Origin of the sequence: Streptomyces sp. NPDC059255 (assembly GCF_042752355.1) — a bacterium.
Taxonomy (GTDB): domain Bacteria; phylum Actinomycetota; class Actinomycetes; order Streptomycetales; family Streptomycetaceae; genus Streptomyces.
This window is the reverse complement of sequence record NZ_JBHYZP010000007.1, coordinates 1-22,284: the sequence shown is the minus strand read 5'-3', so window position 1 is coordinate 22,284 and position 22,284 is coordinate 1. Positions and strand designations below refer to the sequence as shown.

At 72.5% G+C, this 22,284-nt stretch carries 19 protein-coding genes; 8 read left to right on the top strand and 11 right to left on the bottom strand.

Annotated elements, in window-relative coordinates; translation table 11 throughout:
- Positions 1-61: 61 nt before the first annotated feature.
- From ACFXKG_RS11775 to ACFXKG_RS11750, 6 genes are all read right to left on the bottom strand, one after another.
- Positions 62-1,615 carry a DEAD/DEAH box helicase gene (locus ACFXKG_RS11775; protein ID WP_384835997.1) on the bottom strand — a complete coding sequence of 518 codons (1,554 nt, stop codon included), beginning with the start codon at positions 1,613-1,615 and terminating at the stop codon, positions 62-64.
- A 110-nt stretch (positions 1,616-1,725) separates the two neighbouring features.
- The gene (locus ACFXKG_RS11770; protein ID WP_003969786.1) at positions 1,726-1,929 is read right to left on the bottom strand and encodes a cold-shock protein; all 204 of its coding nucleotides are present in this window, start codon (positions 1,927-1,929) and stop codon (positions 1,726-1,728) included.
- Between the two features lie 226 nt (positions 1,930-2,155).
- Positions 2,156-2,704 (bottom strand): pyridoxamine 5'-phosphate oxidase family protein, encoded by a 549-nt coding sequence (locus ACFXKG_RS11765; protein ID WP_384835994.1) that lies wholly within the window; start codon positions 2,702-2,704, stop codon positions 2,156-2,158.
- A 65-nt stretch (positions 2,705-2,769) separates the two neighbouring features.
- The gene (locus tag ACFXKG_RS11760; protein ID WP_384835991.1) at positions 2,770-3,015 is read right to left on the bottom strand and encodes a hypothetical protein; all 246 of its coding nucleotides are present in this window, start codon (positions 3,013-3,015) and stop codon (positions 2,770-2,772) included.
- Positions 2,999-3,250, bottom strand: a complete 252-nt coding sequence (locus ACFXKG_RS11755; protein ID WP_384835988.1) for a DUF6400 family protein — start codon at positions 3,248-3,250, stop codon at positions 2,999-3,001. Before ACFXKG_RS11755 ends, ACFXKG_RS11760 begins: the two co-directional genes overlap by 17 nt.
- Before the next feature lie 215 nt (positions 3,251-3,465).
- Positions 3,466-4,119, bottom strand: coding sequence for a TetR/AcrR family transcriptional regulator (locus tag ACFXKG_RS11750; protein WP_384835985.1), 654 nt, complete (start codon positions 4,117-4,119; stop codon positions 3,466-3,468).
- A 215-nt stretch (positions 4,120-4,334) separates the two neighbouring features.
- Between ACFXKG_RS11750 and ACFXKG_RS11745 the strand changes: the two genes are divergently transcribed.
- Together ACFXKG_RS11745 and ACFXKG_RS11740 are read left to right on the top strand one after the other, a co-directional pair.
- Positions 4,335-5,519, top strand: a complete 1,185-nt coding sequence (locus tag ACFXKG_RS11745; protein WP_384835982.1) for a cytochrome P450 — start codon at positions 4,335-4,337, stop codon at positions 5,517-5,519.
- A 13-nt stretch (positions 5,520-5,532) separates the two neighbouring features.
- Positions 5,533-5,793 (top strand): ferredoxin, encoded by a 261-nt coding sequence (locus ACFXKG_RS11740; RefSeq protein ID WP_384835979.1) that lies wholly within the window; start codon positions 5,533-5,535, stop codon positions 5,791-5,793.
- On the opposite strand, the gene ACFXKG_RS11735 is transcribed toward ACFXKG_RS11740, so the two are convergent.
- The 5 genes from ACFXKG_RS11735 to ACFXKG_RS11715 all read right to left on the bottom strand — a co-directional run bounded on the left by ACFXKG_RS11735 (position 5,753) and on the right by ACFXKG_RS11715 (position 14,590).
- Positions 5,753-6,376 (bottom strand): HutD family protein, encoded by a 624-nt coding sequence (locus tag ACFXKG_RS11735; protein ID WP_384835976.1) that lies wholly within the window; start codon positions 6,374-6,376, stop codon positions 5,753-5,755. The two genes, ACFXKG_RS11740 and ACFXKG_RS11735, sit on opposite strands and share 41 nt — an antisense overlap.
- The gene (locus ACFXKG_RS11730; RefSeq protein ID WP_384835973.1) at positions 6,373-7,122 is read right to left on the bottom strand and encodes a vWA domain-containing protein; all 750 of its coding nucleotides are present in this window, start codon (positions 7,120-7,122) and stop codon (positions 6,373-6,375) included. The genes ACFXKG_RS11735 and ACFXKG_RS11730 overlap by 4 nt, the downstream gene beginning before the upstream one ends.
- Positions 7,123-7,364: 242 nt before the next feature.
- Complete coding sequence (locus ACFXKG_RS11725; RefSeq protein WP_384835970.1) at positions 7,365-8,825, bottom strand: glutamate synthase subunit beta; 1,461 nt, start codon at positions 8,823-8,825, stop codon at positions 7,365-7,367.
- Positions 8,818-13,386 carry a glutamate synthase large subunit gene (gltB, locus tag ACFXKG_RS11720; RefSeq protein ID WP_384835967.1) on the bottom strand — a complete coding sequence of 1,523 codons (4,569 nt, stop codon included), beginning with the start codon at positions 13,384-13,386 and terminating at the stop codon, positions 8,818-8,820. The genes ACFXKG_RS11725 and gltB overlap by 8 nt, the downstream gene beginning before the upstream one ends.
- 475 nt (positions 13,387-13,861) lie before the next feature.
- A complete protein-coding gene (locus tag ACFXKG_RS11715) occupies positions 13,862-14,590 on the bottom strand; it encodes a VIT1/CCC1 transporter family protein (protein ID WP_384835964.1) in 729 nt (242 codons plus the stop codon).
- Between the two features lie 334 nt (positions 14,591-14,924).
- Between ACFXKG_RS11715 and ACFXKG_RS11710 the strand changes: the two genes are divergently transcribed.
- From ACFXKG_RS11710 to ACFXKG_RS11685, 6 genes are all read left to right on the top strand, one after another.
- Entirely contained in the window at positions 14,925-15,950 is a 1,026-nt protein-coding gene (locus ACFXKG_RS11710) for an ADP-ribosylglycohydrolase family protein (RefSeq protein WP_384835961.1), read from the top strand.
- Positions 15,947-17,239 (top strand): ADP-ribosylglycohydrolase family protein, encoded by a 1,293-nt coding sequence (locus ACFXKG_RS11705; protein WP_384835958.1) that lies wholly within the window; start codon positions 15,947-15,949, stop codon positions 17,237-17,239. The genes ACFXKG_RS11710 and ACFXKG_RS11705 overlap by 4 nt, the downstream gene beginning before the upstream one ends.
- Positions 17,181-18,473 (top strand): ADP-ribosylglycohydrolase family protein, encoded by a 1,293-nt coding sequence (locus tag ACFXKG_RS11700; protein WP_384835955.1) that lies wholly within the window; start codon positions 17,181-17,183, stop codon positions 18,471-18,473. Before ACFXKG_RS11705 ends, ACFXKG_RS11700 begins: the two co-directional genes overlap by 59 nt.
- Before the next feature lie 110 nt (positions 18,474-18,583).
- Complete coding sequence (locus ACFXKG_RS11695; RefSeq protein WP_384836529.1) at positions 18,584-19,981, top strand: ADP-ribosylglycohydrolase family protein; 1,398 nt, start codon at positions 18,584-18,586, stop codon at positions 19,979-19,981.
- A 128-nt stretch (positions 19,982-20,109) separates the two neighbouring features.
- On the top strand, positions 20,110-21,276 hold the full coding sequence (locus ACFXKG_RS11690) for a CaiB/BaiF CoA transferase family protein (protein WP_384836526.1): 1,167 nt from the start codon (positions 20,110-20,112) through the stop codon (positions 21,274-21,276).
- Complete coding sequence (locus tag ACFXKG_RS11685; protein ID WP_384835952.1) at positions 21,273-22,091, top strand: HpcH/HpaI aldolase/citrate lyase family protein; 819 nt, start codon at positions 21,273-21,275, stop codon at positions 22,089-22,091. The genes ACFXKG_RS11690 and ACFXKG_RS11685 overlap by 4 nt, the downstream gene beginning before the upstream one ends.
- Positions 22,092-22,284 lie beyond the last annotated feature (193 nt).

Below are 22,284 nucleotides of genomic sequence, written 5' to 3'. Positions count from 1 at the left end.
GGGGGGGGGCCGGGGGGCGGGTCCCCCCCCCCCGCGGGGCCCCGCCCTCGGTTCTTCCCGCTCAGGCGGCAGTACGCCGTCCGCCCTGGGCGCCGCGGCCGGAGCCGCCGCCCGCGCCGCCGGAACCGCCGGAGCCGCCGCGGCGGCCACGGCCACCGCGGGACGAACCGCCACCGGTCGCGCCCGCGCCGCCGCCCATGTTGCTCCGGGACGGCCGGGACGTGCGGGTCCGCTGCGCCTTCGGCTTCTGCTGGACCGGGGGCTGCGGCACCTCGATGGTGACGGCGACGCCGGAGGGCACCCGCGCACCGGTGAGCGTCGCCAGTTCCTCGTCGGTGGACTTGATCCGCGCGGACTTCGGCGCGATCCCCGCGTCGGACATCAGCCGGGTCATCTCGCGCCGCTGCTCGGGCAGGACGAGCGTGACGACACTGCCGGACTCCCCCGCCCTGGCGGTGCGCCCGCCGCGGTGGAGGTAGTCCTTGTGGTCGACGGGCGGGTCCACGTTCACGACTAGGTCGAGATCGTCGACGTGGATGCCGCGCGCCGCCACATTGGTCGCCACGAGGCAGGTGACCAGACCGTTCTTGAACTGGTCGAGGGTCCGGTTGCGCTGCGGCTGCGAACGGCCGCCGTGCAGCCCCGAGGCCCGTACGCCGCTCGCCAGCAGCCGCTTGACCAGCCGGTCCACGGAGCGCTTGGTGTCCAGGAAGAGCAGGACCCGGCCGTCCCGCGCGGCGATCCGCGTGGTGACTTCCTTCTTGTCCGTCTCGTCCAGGACGTACAGCACGTGGTGCTCCATCGTGGTGACCGCGCCCTGGGACGGGTCGACGGAGTGCACGACGGGGTCGGTGAGGTACTGCCGTACGAGCCGGTCGATGTTCTTGTCCAGCGTCGCCGAGAACAGCATCCGCTGCCCGTCCGGCTCGACCTGCTTGAGCAGCGCCGTGACCTGGGGCATGAAGCCCATGTCGGCCATCTGGTCGGCCTCGTCGAGCACGGTGATCGAGACCTGGTCGAGCCGGCAGTCACCGCGCTCGATGAGGTCGATCAGCCGCCCGGGCGTGGCCACGAGCACCTCGGCGCCACGCCGCAGCGCGCCCGCCTGTTTGCCGATGGAGAGCCCGCCGACCACCGTGGTCAGCTTCAGGTTGACGGCGGTCGCGTACGGGGTGAGCGCGTCGGTGACCTGCTGCGCCAGCTCGCGGGTGGGCACCAGCACGAGGGCGAGCGGCGCGCGCGGCTCGGCCCGGCGGCCGGCCGTACGGGCCAGCAGCGCCAGCCCGAAGGCGAGCGTCTTGCCGGAACCGGTCCGTCCGCGGCCGAGGATGTCCCGGCCCGCGAGGGAGTTCGGCAGGGTCGCGCCCTGGATCGGGAAGGGTTGGGTGACGCCCTGGGCGGTGAGGGTTTTCAGCAGCCCTGCGGGCATGTCCAGCTCGTCGAACGCCTCGACGGCGGGCAGTGCGGGGGTGAGGGTCTCCGGCAGCGTGAATTCCTGCGGCCGGGGGGCGGGGCGACGGGCGGGTGCCTTCGCGGCGCCTCCCCTGGCGCGGGAGTTCACCGGGCGCTTACCGGCAGGTCTGGGTGCACGTGCCGGGCGTTCGGATCGAGTCATTCGGTACTAGCCTTCCTGGGCCTGAGGACGGCCGGGGCCTTGGACAGCGCGAGCCGGGGCCCGCACCGTGCAGGTGCGAGCCCCGGCTGCGAGGTACAACGTCCGGGAAATCAGGCCGGGACGATGTTCTCCGCCTGCGGGCCCTTCTGGCCCTGCGTGACGTCGAACGAGACCTTCTGGCCCTCCTGGAGCTCACGGAAGCCCGAGGTGGCGATGTTCGAGTAGTGGGCGAAGACGTCGGCGCCGCCGCCGTCCTGCTCGATGAAGCCGAAGCCCTTTTCCGAGTTGAACCACTTCACGGTGCCAGTAGCCATGTCATTCTCCTAAAACAGGTGCAGAGCCGGAAATCCGCACTTCACGGATTCCTCGTCGCCGCATTGAGCCCCATCCGGAGAAGCCGGCGAAAACAATAATGCGCCTGAGGAACATTCCCGTCAGGCGCACATAAAGTTCATGGGTACCAAAACTGCAACGCGGTCAGCCTAGCACGCTCCGTCGCCGGCCACGGAGTGGTACTCCCCACATGATCGCGCCCTTGCCTCAATCGCCTTCACGGGACTCCGTACGCCCCTCCGCCCGAACCTCTCCGTACGGCTCCTCGCGGACCGGTTCGTCCCCGGAGCCCCGCCGCAGGGTGCGCATCGGGCCGCCCGGCCGCCAGACCCGAAGCACCAGGTCAGTCCCGTCGACGGAGGTCGCCACGACCTCTTCGGGCTCGGCCCGGAAGAGCAGGAACGGCTCCGGCGGAGACAGCCCGGCGGCAAAGCGCGCCCGTACCTCGCCGTCCAGCACCTCCACCGCGCGCCCGCCGATCCTCACGTCACCGTCCCCCATTCGGTCATCTGTTCCCGGATTCGCGTGCAGGGCAAATCGGGGATCGCGGGCCAGGTCCTGCGCCTTGCGTGAATGGGGCATCATCCCGAGCCACAACTCCCCCCAACGGAAGGTGACTTCGAGCCCGGTGAGGCGCGGGGAGCCGTCCTTTCTGAGGGTGGCGAGCACATGGTGGCGGTACGTCTCGAATCGCCGCTGAACGGTCCCGGCGAAGCGCGGCTCCGCCGAGACGAAATCGGCCCAGGTGAATGTCATGCCTACAGCCAACCCCGCATACCCGACACCTTGTGTCGCCTTTTCGCCTCGCGATGGCACGGCGGTCAGGAGCAGGGGGTGTTGCCTCCGGGGCGGGTGACACCGGGGCGGGTGTTCAGCGACCACGCAGAGGTGCACTTCGGGCACTGGAGGTGGAGGACCGGCCCGTCGTTGGCGATCAGATAGCGCCAGTGCTCACCGCAGTTGCGCCGGTCGGCGCAGGTCGCGCAGTGGCGGGCATCGTCGCAGACCGGGCAGGCCACCCAGGCCCGGCGGGCCGGGTCCGCCTGCGGGTCAATGGGCAGCCGCATGGCCCGGGTCCTCCCCTGGCAGGACGCCGGCCGCCACCAGCATGTCGTACGTGCGCTGCTGCTCGGCGTCCAGGCCCGAGTAGAGGAGGGCGTACGCTTCGTCCTCGCCCCGGAGAGCGGCCACCGGGTCCCAGTCGGGGCCGAGCGCGGCCACGACCTCGGCCCGTCGCCGGGCCTCCTCGAAGGTCAGGTCGATCGTGAAGGGTATGAGGCCGGGATTCTTGTCCTGGTTCATGGCGAGACTTCCGATGTGCTGACAGAACCCCACCATCTCTACCAGGCGCCCCGGCGACAGGGAAGGGTGGCCTAAGTCTCCCTGGGGGCGGAGCCGGGGAACACCGCTCCCGGCCCGTCGACGGGGCGCCCCCGGATCGGCCGACAGGCGTGGGCCGTTGCCGCCGCCGCGCACCGCACAGCCGTACGGCCCGTTTCGCGGAACCGTGACGCACTTCACGGGTCTGCGGTGAGGCCGGGTTTCAGGTTGTGCAGGGTCAGGGGCTCGCCGGGGAGGCTGGAGCGCGACGGGGTACGCAGGGAGTCGAGGAGCAGGGCCATGGCGCGCTCCGAGATCTGCCACGACTCGATGCTCGGCAGGGCGCCCAGCGGCCGCAGCAGCAGGGAGAGCAGCGCGGCGACGTCGCCGGTTCCGACGTCCGGGCGCAGGGTGCCCTCCCGCTGGGCCGCGTGGACCACCTCGTCCAGGAGCCCGAGCAGCTCACGCTGGAACCGGGTGACCTCCGGGTCCACCAGGGCGGCGTGGGACGCCGACGCGGAGAGGATCGTGAGGTGCACGCTCACCTGGAGCTCCCGTGACGTACGGACCACTCTCACCAGGGCGTTCCAGGCGCTCCGCTCCTCGGCGACCGCCGCCTGGGCCTCCGCGAGGACCTTCGCGAAGCTGTCGTGCGCGACGGCCAGGATGAGCGACGTCCGGTCGGGGAAGCGCCGGTAGAGCGTGCCGGTGCCGACCCCGGCCTGCCGGGCGATCTCCTCCATCGGCACGTCGGGCCCCTGGGCGCCGAACACCCGCTTGGCCGCCGCGAGGATCTGGTCGCGGTTGCGCCGGGCGTCGGCCCGGAGGGGCCTTGCGGCGTCTTCCGCCATGGCACCGCCTTTCCATAAGGGCACCGTAAGCGATGGCCGATTCTGCCACCCCTCATCTGGACGAAAAACCTCCACTTAGTTACTGTCGAAGGTGTGCACGAGTGATCCGCTTTTGGCCTGTAAGCCTGAAATGGAGCGATCCGATGAGCAACACTCCCGATGTCGATGACCGGCCCGGCGTAACCGGCCGGTCCGATCAGCACGATCGGACCGACATGACGCTGCCCATCCCCCGCGCCTGCCCCTACGCCCCGCCCGGCGAGTACGAGCGGCTGCGCGAGGAGGCCCCAATCGCGCGGGTCACACTGCCCACCGGTGCCACCGCGTGGGCGGTCAGCCGGCACGAGGACATCCGTACGCTTCTCGCCGATCCCCGGTTCAGCTCGGACCGGGGCGCGCCCGGATTCCCCGCCCTCAGCGAGGGCGCGCAGGCGCTCGCCGCCAAGGCGCTGCCCACGATGATCAGCATGGATCCGCCGGAGCACGGCCCGGCGCGGCGCAGCGTGCTCGGTGAGTTCACCGTGCGGCGGATGCGGGCGCTCCAGCCCCGGATCCAGCAGATCGTGGACGAGTGTCTGGACGCCATGCTCGCCGGGCCCCGTCCCGCGGACCTGGTGACGGCGCTGTCCCTGCCCGTGCCCTCGCTGGTCATCTGCGAGCAGCTGGGGGTCCCGTACGCGGACCACGACTTCTTCCAGCGGCATTCGTCCCAGCTGATCAGCCGCACCGCGGCGGTCCACAAGAAGGTCCACGCGCGGGACGAGTTGCACGCGTATCTGGAGAGCCTGATCGCGGACAAGGAGCGGGAGCCGACCGACGATCTGCTCGGGCGGCAGATCCTGAAGCACCGCGAGGCCGGCACGTACGACCGTGAGGACCTGATCGGCCTGGCGTTCCTGCTGCTCATCGCGGGCCACGAGACCACCGCGAACATGATCTCGCTGGGCACCATGGCGCTGCTGGAGCACCCGGACGAGCTGGCGGCGCTCCGCGCGGACCCGGCGCGGACCCCTGCGGCCGTCGAGGAACTGCTGCGCTCCTTCACCATCGCCGACGCCGCGGTCTCGCGGGTGGCCGCGGCGGACGTGGAGCTCGGCGGGGTGCTCATCCGGGAGGGCGAAGGGGTACTCGTCCTCAGCAACGCGGGCAACCACGATCCGGCGGTCTACCCGCGCCCGGACGAGCTGGACATCGAGCGCGGCGCCCGTAACCACCTCGCCTTCGGGTTCGGCGCGCACCAGTGCCTGGGGCAGAACCTGGCCAGAATGGAGCTGCAGATCGTCTTCGACACCCTGTTCCGGCGGGTCCCGGGGCTGAAGCTCGCGGCGCCCGTCGAGAAGCTGGCGTTCAAGGACGACAGCACCGTCTACGGCATATACGAACTGCCGGTCAGTTGGTGAGAAGGGAGAACCCATGAGCACCGAACTGCGGATCGTCGCGGACCGCGCGCGTTGCGTGGGCGCCGGTCAGTGCGTCCTCACGGCGCCTGAGCTGTTCGACCAGAGCGACGACGACGGCACGGTCGTCGTCCTGGTCGACGAGGTCGGGGAGGACGACCTCGACAAGGTGCGGGAGGCCGTGCACCTCTGCCCGAGCGGGGCGCTCGCGCTGGAGGCGCGCGAGGCCGGCCCGCTCAGCGCGACCGGAGGGGCGGCGGGACGGTCCGGAGCGTGACGAGTGCCGTGCGCCCCTCGCCGCGAAGGGTCACCGGTCCGGAGGAGGGCGTCAGGATCACCGCGTCGTAGCGGTCGAGCGGGGTGCCGCCCTGGACCACCGAGGTCTCCGGCACCACCGGTGTCTCCAGGACCATCGGTGTCTCCAGGGCCACGGCCACCACCGTCCCACCGCCCGCCACGGGTACGGGGACGGGGAGGGTGCCCCGTACGACGGCGACCTCCGCGGACGTACGGTCCCTGCGGTACATGACGTTGAAGTTGACGACCGGCCCGGACAGGAGGAGGCACTCGGTCGGCCGGTCCCCCGGGAAGGACGCCGGGACATAAGCCTCGTCGACCAGCCGGCGCCGTCCGCCGACCGTGAGGTCCATGCCCGCGCCCTCGACCATGGTCAGGATCCGGTCGACGCCGGGGAAGGCGGAGAACGGACCGTTAGCCGCGACATCCGCGAGGCTGATCCGCCAGTCGAACCCGGCCGTACCCGCGTCCTCGGGCCGGCAGGCGATCTCGCGGGTGACGCCGCCGCCGTTGCGCCACGGTACGGCGGCACGGCTCCCGGCGCGCAGGACACGGAGCGTCACGGGACGATGCCCTGCGCCCGCGCGGCCGCCAGCCAGTGCGGGAACTCGCCGGTCAGCCGGTCGTACAGCTCGCTGTCCGGGAGTTCGCGCGGGTCCTGGCCCGCGTGGAAGAAGCCCGCGTTGTCGACGGCGCGTTTCTCCGGTACCGGGAGTTCGTCGAGCTTGCGGAGGAAGTCGAACTGGCGGCTGTCCGGGTCGCCGAAGCCGATGAACTGCCAGAACAGCGGCAGCTTGGCGGCCTTGCAGAGGTAGCGCTCGGCCGCCGGTCTGCTGATCGGGCCGCCGTCCGTCTGGAAGACGACGAGGGCGGGGGCGGTCGAGCCGCTGTCGAGGTAGTGGTCGATCACGGCGTCCATCGCCAGGTGGTAGCTGGTCTTCCCCATGTGCCCCAGGGAGGCGATGATCTTGGCGATACGGTCCTCGTGACCGGCGAGGGAGATCTCCGTCCGCGCGTCGATGTCGGTGGAGAAGACGACGACGGGGACGATGCCGTCGTCGTCCAGGTTCGCGGAGAGACCGAGGACGCGGTCCGCGAGGGCCTGGACGGTGCCGTCCCGGTAGTACTCCCGCATCGAGCCCGAGTAGTCGAGGACGAGGTAGACGGCCGCGCGCTCCCCGCTCAGCCCGTTCTTCTCCAGCGACACCTTCGCGCTCCGGTAGAGGCTGACCAGCGCGGGGGCCGTCTCCTCCACCTTGCGCAGGCTGATGGCCGGGCCGGACGGGGCGGAACCAGGGGCGGTGACCATGCGCGGTCCTCTTCGGTCGAGGGGGCTGAATTCCCCTGATTCTCCCACTGGTTCGGACGCACCGGTCCCGGACGCACGCCACGGCGCCTGCCATGGGTCCGGTCGGGGACTGGGGCAGGCGCCGCGTCTTGCGGGAGGGCCCGGGAGACGCTCCCCGGGCCGACACCGCCCGTACGCCGTTGTACGGGAGTCTCTTGGGTGGTGCGGTGGTGCGGTGGTGCGTGTGGTGCGGTACTCGCGGATCAGGCCATCAGCGCGCGGTCCGTCGGGCGGATCGGGGCCGGCAGGTCGCTGGCCCCGGTGAGGTGGCGGTCCACACCCGCCGCCGCCGAGCGGCCCTCCGCGATCGCCCACACGATCAGGGACTGGCCACGGCCCGCGTCACCCGCGACATACACGCCGGGCACGTTGGTCGCGAAGTCCGCGTCCCGCGCGATGTTGCCGCGCTGGTCGAGGTCGAGACCGAACTGCTCGACCAGGCCGTTCTCCTGGTCGGTGCCGGTGAAGCCCATCGCCAGTGTGACGAGCTGGGCGGGGAGGACCCGCTCGGTGCCCGCCTTCTGGTTCAGCTTGCCGTCCTTGAACTCCACCTCGATCAGGTGCAGGGACTGGACGTTGCCGTCCTCGTCGCCCTCGAAGTGGGTGGTGGAGACGGAGTAGATCCGCTCGCCGCCCTCCTCGTGCGCGGAGGTGACCTTGTAGAGCATGGGGAAGGTCGGCCACGGCTGGTGCGCGGCGCGCTCGGCGCCGGGCTTCGGCATGATCTCCAGCTGGGTGACCGAGGCGGCGCCCTGGCGGTGCGCCGTACCCACGCAGTCCGCGCCGGTGTCGCCGCCGCCGATGACGACCACGTGCTTGCCCTCGGCGGTGATCGGGGAGACCGTCAGGTCGCCCTCCTGCACCTTGTTGGAGAGGGGCAGGTACTCCATCGCGAAGTGGATGCCCTTGAGCTCGCGGCCCGGGACGGGCAGGTCGCGCGAGATGGTGGCGCCCGCGGCGATGACAACGGCGTCGTACCGCTTGCGCAGCGTCTGCGCGGTGATGTCCCGGCCGATCTCGGTCTCGGTACGGAACTTGGTGCCCTCCGCGCGCATCTGCTCGATACGGCGGTTGATGTGCGACTTCTCCATCTTGAACTCGGGGATGCCGTAGCGCAGCAGCCCGCCGATACGGTCGGCCCGCTCGTACACCACGACCGTGTGACCGGCCCGGGTGAGCTGCTGGGCGGCCGCGAGGCCGGCCGGGCCCGAGCCGATGACGGCGACGGTCTTGCCGGAGAGGCGCTCGGGCGGCTGCGGGGTGACGTCGCCGCTGTCCCACGCCTTGTCGATGATGGAGACTTCGACGTTCTTGATGGTGACGGCGGGCTGGTTGATCGCGAGGACACAGGCGGACTCGCAGGGCGCCGGGCAGAGCCGTCCGGTGAACTCCGGGAAGTTGTTGGTGGCGTGCAGGCGCTCGCTCGCCGCCGTCCAGTCCTCGCGGTAGGCGTAGTCGTTCCACTCGGGGATCAGGTTTCCGAGCGGACAGCCGTTGTGACAGAACGGGATGCCGCAGTCCATGCAGCGCCCGGCCTGCTTGCTGATGATGGGGAGCAGCGAGCCCGGAACGTAGACCTCGTTCCAGTCCTTGACGCGCTCCTCGACGGGGCGGGACGTGGCGACTTCGCGCCCGGTGGTGAGAAAGCCCTTCGGGTCAGCCATTGGTCGCCGCCTCCATCATCTTCTCGGTGGTCTCGGTCTCGGAGAGACCTGCCAGCTCGGCGGCGTCCTTGGCGGCGAGCACTGCCTTGTAAGTGGTCGGGATGATCTTGCTGAAGCGGTCCACCGCGGTGTCCCACTCGGCCAGCAGCTTCCCGGCGACGGTGGAGCCCGTCTCCTCCTGGTGGCGGCGCACCACGTCGTGCAGCCACTGCTTGTCGGTGTCGTCGAGGGGTTCGACGGCCGACAGGTTCCCGGCGTTGACGTTGTCCGGGTCGAGGTCGACGACGTACGCGACGCCGCCGGACATGCCGGCCGCGAAGTTGCGTCCGGTCTCGCCGAGGACGACGGCGTGGCCGCCGGTCATGTACTCGCAGCCGTGGTCGCCGACACCCTCGGAGACGACCGTGGCGCCGGAGTTGCGGACGCAGAAGCGTTCGCCGGTGCGGCCGCGCAGGAACAGCTCGCCGCCGGTGGCGCCGTAGCCGATGGTGTTGCCGGCGATGGTGGAGTACTCGGCCAGGTGTTCGGCGCCGCGGTCGGGGCGTACGACGACCCGGCCGCCGGAGAGGCCCTTGCCGACGTAGTCGTTGGCGTCGCCCTCCAGGCGCAGGGTGACACCGCTCGGCAGGAAGGCGCCGAAGGACTGGCCCGCGGAGCCGGTGAAGGTGATGTCGATGGTGTCGTCGGGCAGGCCGGCGCCACCGAACTTCTTGGTCACCTGGTGGCCGAGCATGGTGCCCACGGTCCGGTTGATGTTCCGGATGGCGACCTGTGCCCGTACGGGCTGGGCGGCTTCGGCGCTGTCCGCGTTGAGGGCGTCGGCGGCGAGCCTGATCAGCTCGTTGTCGAGGGCCTTCTCCAGGCCGTGGTCCTGCGCGACGACCTGGTGGCGCGGGGCGTTCTCGGGCAGCTCCGGTACGTGGAAGAGCGGCGCGAGGTCGAGACCCTGGGCCTTCCAGTGGTCGACGGCGCGCTCGGTGTTGAGGAGCTCGGCGTGGCCCACGGCCTCTTCGAGGGTGCGGAAGCCCAGCTCGGCGAGGAGTTCGCGGACTTCTTCGGCGATGAACTGGAAGAAGTTGACGATGTACTCGGCCTTGCCGGAGAAGCGCTCGCGCAGCACCGGGTTCTGGGTGGCGATGCCGACCGGGCAGGTGTCCAGGTGGCAGACGCGCATCATGACGCAGCCGGAGACGACGAGCGGCGCGGTCGCGAAACCGTACTCCTCGGCGCCGAGGAGCGCGGCGATGACGACGTCACGACCCGTCTTGAGCTGGCCGTCGGTCTGCACGACGATACGGTCGCGCAGGCCGTTGAGCAGCAGCGTCTGCTGGGTCTCGGCGAGGCCCAGCTCCCAGGGGCCGCCCGCGTGCTTGAGCGAGGTGAGCGGGGAGGCGCCCGTGCCGCCGTCGTGTCCGGAGATCAGCACGACGTCGGCGTGTGCCTTGGAGACCCCGGCGGCGACGGTGCCGACGCCGACCTCGGAGACCAGCTTCACGTGGATGCGGGCCCCCGGGCTGGCGTTCTTCAGGTCGTGGATGAGCTGGGCGAGGTCCTCGATGGAGTAGATGTCGTGGTGCGGCGGCGGGGAGATCAGGCCGACTCCGGGGGTGGAGTGCCGGGTCCTGGCCACCCACGGGTAGACCTTGTGTCCCGGCAGCTGGCCGCCCTCGCCGGGCTTGGCGCCCTGGGCCATCTTGATCTGGATGTCGTCGGCGTTGACGAGGTACTCGCTGGTGACGCCGAAGCGCCCGGAGGCGACCTGCTTGATGGAGGAGCGGCGGGCCGGGTCGTACAGCCGCTCCGCGTCCTCGCCGCCCTCGCCGGTGTTGGACTTGGCGCCGAGCTGGTTCATGGCGATGGCCAGCGTCTCGTGCGCCTCCTGGGAGATGGAGCCGTACGACATGGCGCCGGTGGAGAAGCGCTTGACGATCTCGGAGGCGGGCTCGACCTCGTCCAGCGGTACGGGCGTACGGCCGGCGGCGAAGTTGAAGAGGCCGCGCAGCGTCATCAGCCGCTCGGACTGCTCGTTCACCCGGTCGGTGTACTGCTTGAAGACGTCGTAGCGGCGCGAGCGCGTGGCGTGCTGGAGGCGGAAGACCGTCTCCGGGTCGAACAGGTGCGGCTCGCCCTCGCGGCGCCACTGGTACTCGCCGCCGATCTCCAGCTTGCGATGGCTCGCGGAGATCCCGGAGGCGGGGTAGCCCTTGGCGTGCCGGGCGGCGACCTCCTGGGCGACGACGTCGAGACCGGCGCCGCCGATCTTGGTGGCGGTGCCGTTGAAGTACTTGTCGACGAACGCCTGGTCCAGGCCGACGGCCTCGAAGACCTGCGCGCCGCGGTAGGAGGCGACGGTGGAGATGCCCATCTTGGACATCACCTTGAGGACGCCCTTGCCGAGCGCGTAGATCAGGTTGCGGATCGCCTGCTCGGGCGCCAGGCCCTCGATGAACGTACCGGCGCGGACCAGGTCCTCGACGGACTCCATGGCGAGATACGGGTTGACGGCGGCGGCGCCGAAGCCGATGAGCAGCGCGACGTGGTGCACCTCGCGGACGTCCCCGGCCTCGACCAGCAGCCCCACCTGGGTGCGCTGCTTGGTACGGATGAGGTGGTGGTGGACGGCGGCGGTGAGCAGCAGCGAGGGGATCGGCGCGTGCTCGGCGTCGGAGTGCCGGTCGGAGAGCACGATGATCCGGGCGCCGCTGTCGATGGCGGCGTCGGTCTCGGCGCAGATCTCCTCGATCCGGGCGGCGAGGGCGTCACCGCCGCCGCTCACCCGGTAGAGACCGGAGAGCGTGGCGGCCTTCATGCCCGGCATGTCGCCGTCGGCGTTTATGTGGACGAGCTTGGCCAGCTCGTCGTTGTCGATCACCGGGAAGGGCAGGGTGACGCTGCGGCAGGACGCGGCGGTCGGCTCCAGCAGGTTGCCCTGGGGGCCGAGCGAGGAGCGCAGCGAGGTGACCAGTTCCTCGCGGATGGCGTCCAGCGGCGGGTTGGTGACCTGCGCGAAGAGCTGGGTGAAGTAGTCGAAGAGCAGCCGGGGCCGGGCGGAGAGCGCGGCGATCGGCGAGTCCGTGCCCATGGAGCCGATGGGCTCGGCGCCCGCGCGGGCCATCGGCGCGAGCAGGACGCGCAGCTCCTCCTCGGTGTAGCCGAAGGTCTGCTGGCGGCGCGTGACCGAGGCGTGGGTGTGCACGATGTGCTCGCGCTCGGGGAGGTCGGACAGCTCGATCTCGCCGGTCTCCAGCCACTCCTTGTAGGGCTGCTCGGCGGCGAGGGACTCCTTGATCTCGTCGTCCTCGATGATGCGGTGCTCGGCGGTGTCGACGAGGAACATCCGGCCGGGCTGGAGGCGGCCCTTGCGGACGACCTTCGCCGGGTCGATGTCGAGGACGCCGACCTCGGAGGAGAGGACGACGAGTCCGTCGTCGGTCACCCAGTAGCGCCCGGGGCGCAGCCCGTTGCGGTCGAGGACCGCGCCGACCTGGGTGCCGTCGGTGAAGGTGACGCAGGCGGGGCCGTCCCACGGCTCCATCATCGTGGCGTGGAACTGGTAGAAGGCGCGCCGGTCGGCGTCCATCGAGTCGTGGTTCTCCCACGCCTCGGGGACCATCATCAGCACGGAGTGCGGCAGCGACCGGCCGCCGAGGTGGATCAGCTCCAGGACCTCGTCGAAGGAGGCGGAGTCGGAGGCGTCCGGCGTACAGACGGGGAAGATCCGCTCCAGCTTCTCCGTACGGTCCGCGCCGAAGAGGCCGGAGGCGAGCTGGGACTCACGGGCGCGCATCCAGTTGCGGTTGCCCTTGACCGTGTTGATCTCGCCGTTGTGCGCGACGAAGCGGTACGGGTGGGCGAGCGGCCAGCTCGGGAAGGTGTTGGTGGAGAACCGCGAGTGGACCAGCGCGATGGCGGTCGCGAACCGGCGGTCCGACAGGTCGGGGAAGAACGGTTCGAGCTGGCCGGTGGTGAGCATGCCCTTGTAGACGACGGTCCGGGCGGAGAGGGAGGGGAAGTAGACCCCCGCCTCGCGCTCGGCGCGCTTGCGCAGCACGAACGCCTTGCGGTCCAGGGCGATGCCGCTGCTCGTGCCGTCCGAGACGAAGAGCTGGCGGAAGGCGGGCATCGTCGCGCGGGCGGACGCGCCGAGCAGCTCGGGGGCGACGGGGACCTCGCGCCAGCCGAGGACGGTCAGGCCCTCTTCGGCGGCGATCGTCCCGATGCGCGAGACGGCGTCCGTGGCGTCGTCGGCGGGCAGGAAGCCGATGCCGACGGCGTACGAGCCGGCCACGGGCAGCTCGAAGCCGGCGACCTCGCGGAGGAAGGCGTCCGGCACCTGGAGGAGGATGCCGGCGCCGTCGCCGGAGTCGGGCTCGGAGCCGGTGGCGCCGCGGTGTTCGAGATTGCGCAGTACGGTCAGCGCCTGCTCCACCAGCTCATGGCTGGCAACACCGGTGAGGGTGGCCACAAAGCCGACGCCGCAGGCGTCGTGCTCGTTACGGGGGTCGTACATCCCTTGCGGGGCGGGGCGACCGTCCATGGGCGACCAGGCGTCGGAACGCATCGGCTCTCCCGTCGTCGTGTGTATCGGCTTGGCATATGCATTTACCGAGGGACGACGCTGGCCCTCCAAGAAATTTCGTGCAGGTTACATGATGGAAAGCTTCTCGGGAAGCGGATAGCGCGTTCCAGCATGTGGACACCGCTCGTAACGGTGGATGCGGGGGCGCGTACGGACAGATCGTCGTCCGGACGGCTGAGGCGGAGCCGGCTTCATTGCCTGCGGCGCTTACGCCTCATGCCCGGTGATGAACGACTCGAAACCGCCGGGTTACGGCTACATATGTGGCGCCAGGCATAGTGTCGCATCCACCAGGCCGGAACGCTCAGGGACGTAGGTCACAGGAAGGATCATTTTACCTGCCGGACGGCGCGCGTCGAGGGAAACATTTCGGCCGCGCGATGTGCCGGGCGGATGTACGGAGGGTTTCCGGGCCGTGGCTTCCCGGCGGGGCCGGGGCAGGAGGGTCCAGGAGGGGTTACAGCGCGGCGCCGAACAGCGCTCCGAGCCCGTACGTGAGCGCCGCGGCCGTACCGCCGAGGACGAGCTGCCGCAGCCCGCTGTACCACCAGCTCCGCGCGGTCACCCGGGCCACCAGCGCACCGCAGGCGAAGAGCCCGACGAGGGCGAGCAGCACCGCGGGCCAGAGCACGGTGGCGCCGAGCAGGTAGGGCAGGACCGGCAGCAGCGCGCCCAGCGCGAAGGAGCCGAACGACGACACGGCGGCGACCAGCGGCGACGGCAGGTCGTCCGGGTCGATGCCCAGTTCCTCGCGGGCGTGGATCTCCAGTGCCTGCTCGGGGTCGTGCGAGAGCTGCTCGGCCACCTCGCGGGCCAGCTCGGGCTGCACACCCCGGGAGACGTAGAGCGCGGCCAGCTCGGCCATCTCGTCCGCCGGGTGCTTGCGCAACTCCCGCCGCTCGACGTCGAGTTCGGCCTGGACCAGCTCCCGCTGGGAGGCCACGGAGGTGTACTCGCCCGCGGCCATGGAGAAGGCGCCCGCGGCGAGCCCCGCCAGCCCGGTGATCACGATCGTCTGCTGCGAGACGGCGCCGCCGGCGACCCCGGTCATCAGTGCCAGGTTGGAGACCAGCCCGTCCATCGCGCCGAACACCGCGGGGCGCAGCCAGCCGCCGTTCACATCGCGGTGCGTGTGATTGTCGCGGTGGGCCTCGTGGAGTGTGGCCTCGGTTTCGATGATGGACATGGTTCTCCCCTTCACGGGGGCGGTTCCGGGTCCGTCCGCGGACCGGTCCACACCCCCCAACGCTTCGAAAATACGCACGAAAAATCGCTCCCGCCAGCAAGGAAGGCCGTACTTACCAGGCCTCGGGAGGGGGTGGGGGAGGGTCGGGAGAGGGGGCGGGGAGGGGCACGGAGCCCGTGGTGGGGCCGCCGGGTGCCAGCCGGGTGACACGGGGGTTCCACGGGACTTGTCCGGTGTTCCGCGTGGCAGGGATGCCGGAAAGAAGGCGCGAGATGCACACCACGCGGTGTTCGGTGGGTGCGGTGTTCGCGCCGCGCAGGTAAGGGGTCACACGATGGGGCAGACCGTATGCGACCCCGCCGCCGGGATCGCGGTGGTACGTGACCGGGCGCGCGGCGCGCTGCTGGGGCTGGCCGTCGGGGACGCGCTCGGCGCGCCCGCCGAGAACCTGCGGCCCTCCGAGATCCGGCACCGCTGGGGCCGGATCGAGGGCTTCGTGTCCGACAGCCCGGCCGGTACGGACGACACCGAGTACGCCATCTTCTCCGGGCTGCTGCTCGCCCGGCACGGCTCCGCGCTGACCGTCGCCCATGTCGAGAAGGCGTGGCACCACTGGCTCGCGGACCACGACGAGGGCCCGTTCCGCGGCGCCGGTTTCAGCGAGCGCGGCACCCTGGAGAACCTCAGGCGCGGGCTCGCCGCGCCGATCACCGCCCAGCACCGGCACGCGTGGAGCGACGGGCTCGCGATGCGCGCCGCACCCTTCGGGGTCTTCGCGGCGGGCCGCCCCGAGGAGGCGGCGCGGCTGGTCGCCGTCGACGGCCGGGTCAGCCACGACGGCGAGGGCATCTACGGCGGCCGGGCGGTCGCGGCGGGGGTGGCCGCCGCGATGACGGGCGCCGGCCCGGCCTCGGTGATCGCGGCGGCGCTCTCCGTGGTCCCCATGGACTCCTGGACGGCCCGCACCCTGCGCCGCGGCGTCGTCGCCGCGCAGCGCGCCTACCCGGACACACTCACGAGGGAGCGCGCGGTCCGTTCGGCGGTGGTCATCGGCGGCTACCCCTGGACCGACCTGGCCCCGGAGGCGGTCGGCCTGGCCTTCGGCGCGTTCGCGGCGGCGCGCGGTGACTTCCGTACATCGGTGCTCACCGCCGTCAACATGGGCCGCGACGCGGACACCACGGCCGCGGTCGCGGGCGCGCTGGCGGGGGCACTGTCAGGGGCGCGGGCGATCCCCCCGGAATGGGCCTCGGCCATCGGTCCCGTACGGGGCAGCTGCCTGCCCTCGATGCGCGGCTACCACGTCCTGGACATCGCGGACCTGCTCACTCCGTACGACGACGAAGAGGCGGCCTCATGACAACAGGACGGCACGGGGACAGCGCCGGGCGCGCCACGGGCGGAGGTGTGGCCGGGCTCCGTCCCCGCGCCGACGCCCCGCCCGCCGTGCGCCGTGTTCCCGTACGGCGGATCGAGGGCCTGCTCCTCGGGCTCGCCGCCGGGGACGCCGCCGGGTGGCCCGCCGCGCGGCACCGGGCGGCCCGGATGCCCGAGTGGACCCGGCGGCTCACGCGCGAGCTGGACACCTTCGCCGAGCAGAACGCGACCACCACGCTCCCCGTTCCCATCGCCCTCAACCAGCCGCCCGAACCGCTCCGGCTCGGCCCTTCCGACGACGCCGAGTGGGCCGCCTTCGCCGCCGAGTGCGTGCTCGCCGCAGCCGGCCCGCGCTTCGACGGGAGCACCCCGGCGCGCCGGATGCGTATCGCCGTCGACCTCGCCTGGAACTCCCTGGCCGGTGAGATCGCCGCCGCGGCGGCGCGCGCGCCCGAGGTCGAGTCGGCCGTGCCGCCCCTGCGGGCCCGGATCTCGGTACGCGCGGGCCTCGGCAATCTCGCCACCGGCCTGCGCCCGCCCGCCACCGGCCACGACAACCCGCACTACTTCGACGACGCGGCCTGTGTCCGCGCCGCCGTCCTCGCCACCGTCCACCCCGGCGACCCGTCCGGCGCCGCCGCACTCGCGGAGTTCGACGCCCGCTACACCCAGGACGGCGACGGGGTGCACGGCGCCCGCGCCACGGCCGCGGCGGTCGCCGCCGCGCTCGGCGGCGCGGACCCCGAGGCGGCCGTGGACGCCGCGCTCGACCAGCTTCCCGGCGCCACGGAGATCGGCCGCAACGCCCGCCACGCCGTCAAGCTGGCCCGGGACTTCGCCGAGGAACCGGCCGGCGCCTTCGCCCTCGTACCGCTGCTGGAGCATCAGATCGTCGACCACGTCTACAGCTACGGCATCGCCGCGGCCGAGACCGTGCCCGTCGCCCTCGCCCTGACCCTCGCCGCCCGTGGCGAAGTCAGCGGCGCGGTGCCCGCCGCCGCCTGCCTCTCCCGGGTCGCGGACTCCGCCCCCGCCCTGGCCGGCGCGCTGAGCGGCGCGCTCGGGGGCGCGGACACCGTGCCCGTCGCCTGGCTGGACGCCTGCCGCACGCTCGCGGGGTGCGCGCTGCCGCGGTTCGCCGGTACGGATCTGGTGGAACTCGCCGGGCTCCTCGCAGCCACGGAACTGACCGCTTCGGGTGGACAATTCCGACATGACGACGCTGAGCCCTCCCCCGACGCCCGGCACTCCCCCACCGCCCGTCACCTCTGAATCTCCCGTCACACCTCCCGTCACGCCCTCCACCTCGCCATCCGACCCATCCGGGCCCGCGACCACGACCACGACCACGACGACCCTCGCCGACCGGATCGCCGGCGCGCTGACCGGCGCGGCCGTCGGCGACGCGCTCGGCGGGCCGGTCGAGGGGTACTCCCCCGAGCAGATCGTGGAACGGCACGGCGGCCGGGTGACCGGCATCGTCGGCCCCTGGTACGAGGACTGGCGCACCGCGCGCCCGCTCGCCCCGTACCACAAGGGCGACGGTCACATCACCGACGACACCCTGATGACCCACGCCCTGATCCGGGTGTACGCGCGCGTCCGCGACCACCTCGACGCGTACGCGGTCGCCGAGCACCTCGTCCCCGACCTGATCTCCACGCCCCGCTGGATCCCCGAGCTGGAGGCCGAGGCGCTGCCCCTGCAGCGGCTCTTCCTCGCCGAGAAGTGGCTGGTCACCCGGGTGCACTACGGGCACGTCGACCCGCGTGAGGCGGGCACGGGCAACATCGTCAACTGCGGCGCGGCGATGTACATGGCTCCGGTGGGGCTGATCAACGCCGCGCATCCGCAGGCCGCTTACGCCGAGGCGATCGATGTGGCGGGCGCCCACCAGTCCTCGTACGGGCGGGAGGCGGCCGGTGTCTTCGCCGCCGCCGTCGCCGCCGCCTGCGCGCCGGGCGCCACGCCCGCCACGGTGGTGGAGACCTGCCTCGCCGTCGCGAAGGACGGCACACGCGCCGCGATCGAGGCGGTGTGCGAGGTCGCCTCCCGCCACCGCTGCACGGAGTCGGCGCTGCGCGGACTGCGCGAGGCCGTCGCCCCCTTCGACACCGTCGGCCCGCACTACCGCGCCCCCTCCCTGGGCGCCCGCAGACCGTCCCGGCTGCATTCCATCGAGGAACTGCCCATCGCGTTGGGCATGTTGCTGATCGGCGCGAGCGACTACCGCCGTACGGTGCTCGGTTCGGTGAACTACGGCCGCGACTGCGACTCGATCGCCACGATGAGCGGTGCCCTCGCGGGGGCGCTCGGCGGCGCGGCGGCGGTCCCGCCGGAGTGGGCGGACCGGGTGGCCGAGGCGAGCCGTCTCGATCTCCGTTCCCCGGCACGGGAGTTGACGGAGGTGGCGTACGAGGTGTTCGCCCTGGACCGGGAGCGGCGCCGCGCCCATGAGGCGGCCTTCGCGAAACTGACGGAGCGTCGGCTTCAGGACGCGCGGTGAACGGACGTACGGTGACGGGGCACAGGGCACCGGGGCACACGGCACCGGGGCACGCGGCAACAGGCCGTACGGCAACCGGCGATGCGGCGGCGGGGCATGCGGCGGCGGGCCTGCGCCTCACCTGGGTGCAGCCCGAGGATCTCCTCGGCCATGAGCTGCGTCAGGCGGCGGAGGACGGCCGCGACGCCTCGGAGATCGCCGGCCGCTGGCACGCGGCGGGCGGCGCCCCCGCACCGGATCGCGCCGGCGCCTCACCGACGCCGGCCGCCCCCCAACTCCGCGCACTGGCAGAGCGGTTGCTCGACGAGCTGGCCGAGCTGACCCGGCCGCGCGCCGAGGCCGAGCCGACCGGCCTCACCGCGATCCGGGCCACCTGCCCCTCCTGGCCCCCCGGACCTGAGGAAGGGCGCGATCAGCGCGCCCGACCGGCGCTCACACAGCCCGCGTTGCACGCCGCCTGGCTCGGCCGCGCCGCCGGCTGTCTGCTCGGCAAGCCCGTCGAGAAACTCCCCCTCGCCGGCATCCGCGCCCTCGGTCGCGCCACCGGCAACTGGCCGCCGCGCACCTGGTTCACCGGGCGCGGCGTACCTCCGGAGCTGTCGGCCGCGTACCCCTGGAACCGGCGCTCCGCGCCGAACTCGCTCGCCGAGAACATCGACGGGATGCCGGAGGACGACGACCTCAACTACCCGCTCCTCAATCTGCTGCTCCTGCGGCGCCACGGACCGGAGTTCACCACCGCGCAGGTGGCCCGGGTGTGGCTGGAGGAGCTGCCGGCCGGGCGTACCTTCACCGCCGAGCGGATCGCGTACCGCAATCTGCTCGCCGGGATCGAGCCGCCGGACACCGCCCGGCACCGCAACCCGTTCCGGGAGTGGATCGGCGCCGCCATCCGGGCCGACACCCACGGCTGGACCCACCCCGGCGACCCCGCCTCCGCCGCCGCGCAGGCCCACCGGGACGCGACGCTCACCCACACCGCCAACGGTGTGTACGGCGCGATGTTCGTCGCGGCGGTCATCGCCACGGCGGCCAGGAGCGCCGATGTCCACGCGTGCCTGCGGGCCGGGCTCTCCGTCGTACCGCCCCGCTCGCGGCTGGCGGCGGCGGTGCGTCTCGGCATCGAAACCGCCTGTGCCGAGAGGGAGTTCGACGCCGTGGCCGATGTACTGCACGCCGAGCTCGGCCACTACCACTGGGTGCACGCGGTCCCGAACGCCGCGCTGCTCGCCGCCGCGCTGACCCATGCGGACGGCGACTTCAGCGGCTCCATCTGCCGTGCCGTGTCCGGGGGCTGGGACACCGACTCGAACGGCGCGACGGCCGGTTCGGTCGCCGGTCTGCTGGCCGGCCACCCGGCCCGGCTGCCCGACCGCTGGACCGCCCCCCTCAAGAACCGGCTCGCGACCTCCGTCGCCGGGTTCCAGAGCATCGGCTTCGACACCCTCGCGGAGCTGACCCGCGCGGCCATCGGCACCGTCACCCGTACCGAGATCGAGGCCCGATGACGACCGGGACGACCAAGCCGACCAGGACGACCAGGACCGGGAGGGACGAGACGACCGGGACCGGGACGACCGCCGCCGCCACCGCGTCCGGAGGCGCCGGACACCCCCGCCCGCTCGCCCTCGCCGGGATGCGCGTCCTCGATCTCGCGACGCTCTTCGCGGGGCCGCTGGCCGCCACCCTCCTCGGTGACTTCGGCGCCGAGGTGATCAAGGTCGAGCACCCCGGCCGCCCGGACCCCTCGCGCGGGCACGGCCCCGCCAAGGACGGCGTCGGCCTGTGGTGGAAGGTGCTCGGCCGCAACAAGCGGACCATGACCCTCGATCTCTCCACCCGGGCCGGCCGTGAGCTGCTGCTCGGGCTCACCGCGCGGACGGATGTGATCATCGAGAACTTCCGGCCCGGCACCCTGGAGAAGTGGGGCCTCGGCTGGGACGAGCTCTCCCTGGCCAACCCCCGGCTCGTACTGGCCCGGGTGACCGGCTTCGGCCAGTACGGTCCGTACGCGCACCGCCCCGGCTTCGGCACACTCGCCGAGGCGATGAGCGGTTTCGCCGCCGCCACCGGCGAACCGGACGGGCCGCCCACCCTCCCGCCGTTCGGCCTCGCCGACTCGATCGCGGCGCTGGCCACGGCGTACGCGGTGCTGACGGCGCTCGCCGGGCGGGACGCCACGGGCCGGGGCCAGGTGGTCGACCTGGCGATCATCGAGCCGATCCTGGCCGCGCTGGGGCCGCAGCCGCTCTGGTACGACCAGCTCGGCTACGTCCAGCCCCGTACCGGCAACCGCTCCCGCAACAACGCGCCCCGCAACACCTACCGCACCGCCGACGGCTCCTGGCTCGCGGTCTCCACCTCGGCGCAGTCCGTCGCGGAGCGGGTGATGCGGCTGGTCGGCCGCCCGGAGCTGATCGACAAGCCCTGGTTCACGACGGGCGGCGGGCGCGCCGGCCACGCGGACACCCTGGACGACGCGGTCGGCTCCTGGATGGCCCGGCACACCCGCGACGAGGCGCTGGCCGCGTTCGAGCGGGCCGAGGCGGCGATCGCGCCCGTCTACGACATCCGGGACGTGATGGCCGATCCGCAGTACCGGGCGCTCGACACGATCACGGAGGTCGAGGACCCCGAGCTGGGGCCGCTGCGGATGCAGAACGTCCTCTTCCGGCTCTCCGAGACGCCCGGCGCCATCCGCTGGGCGGGCCGTCCGCACGGCGCGGACACGGACACCGTCCTCACCGAGCTGGGCCTGACGGCGCCGGAGATCGCCGTGCTGCGCGCCGAGGGCGTGCTGTGACCGCCGTGCCCACCCCGCTGACCTGGCTGTACGTCCCCGGGGACCGGCCGGAGGTGATGGCGAAGGCGCTCTCCTCGGGGGCGGACGTGGTGATCGTCGACCTGGAGGACGCGGTGGCGCCGGAGCGCAAGGCGTACGCGCGCGCCGCCACCGCCGAGTTCCTGGCCGGGCCGCACCCGGTCCCCGTCCATGTCCGGGTCGCCGACGAGCGGGATCTGCCCGCCGTGGCCGCGCTGCCGGGGCTCGACGGGCTCCGGCTGCCGAAGGTCACGCACGCCTCCGGCATCCACCGCGCGGCGGCCCGCGCCCCCGGCATCGCGCTCTACGCGCTGCTCGAATCGGCCCTCGCCGTGGAACACGCCCACGCCATCGCCGCCGCGCACCCGGCGGTCCGTGGCATCGCGCTGGGCGAGGCGGACCTCCGCGCGGATCTGGGGGTACGGGACGACAGCGGCCTGGACTGGTCGCGCGGCCGGGCCGTGGTGGCGGCACGGGCGGCGGGGCTGGCGCCCCCGGCCCAGTCGGTCTTCCCCGATGTGCGGGACCTGGACGGGCTGGCGGCCTCCTGCCGCCACGGCCGGGCGCTGGGCCTGCTCGGCAGAGCGGCCATCCACCCGCGCCAGCTCCCGGTGATCGAGCGCGCCTACCGGCCCTCCCCGCAGGAGATCGCGTCGGCGGAGGAGATCATCGAGGCGGCGGCCGAGGAGGCGGGCGCCCAGGCACTGGTCGACGGGCGATTCGTGGACGCGGCGATCGTCGCGGCGGCGCGCCGCACGCTCGCCCTGGCGGTACGGGGGCAGGAGGCGGCCACGTGACGCCGTACCCGGCCCATGAGCCACGCTCCCCGACGCAGGAGGCCGGGCGGCCGGCACCAGGCGGGCCGGCACCGGGCGGCATGAGCGGCCCTCCCCGACACCGATGGCCGGGCGGGCCGGCTCACGAGGTACGGCGACGGCCCGGCCCCTGGTGGGGGCCCGGCCCTGGCCCTCCCGACGTTCCGACGTGCAC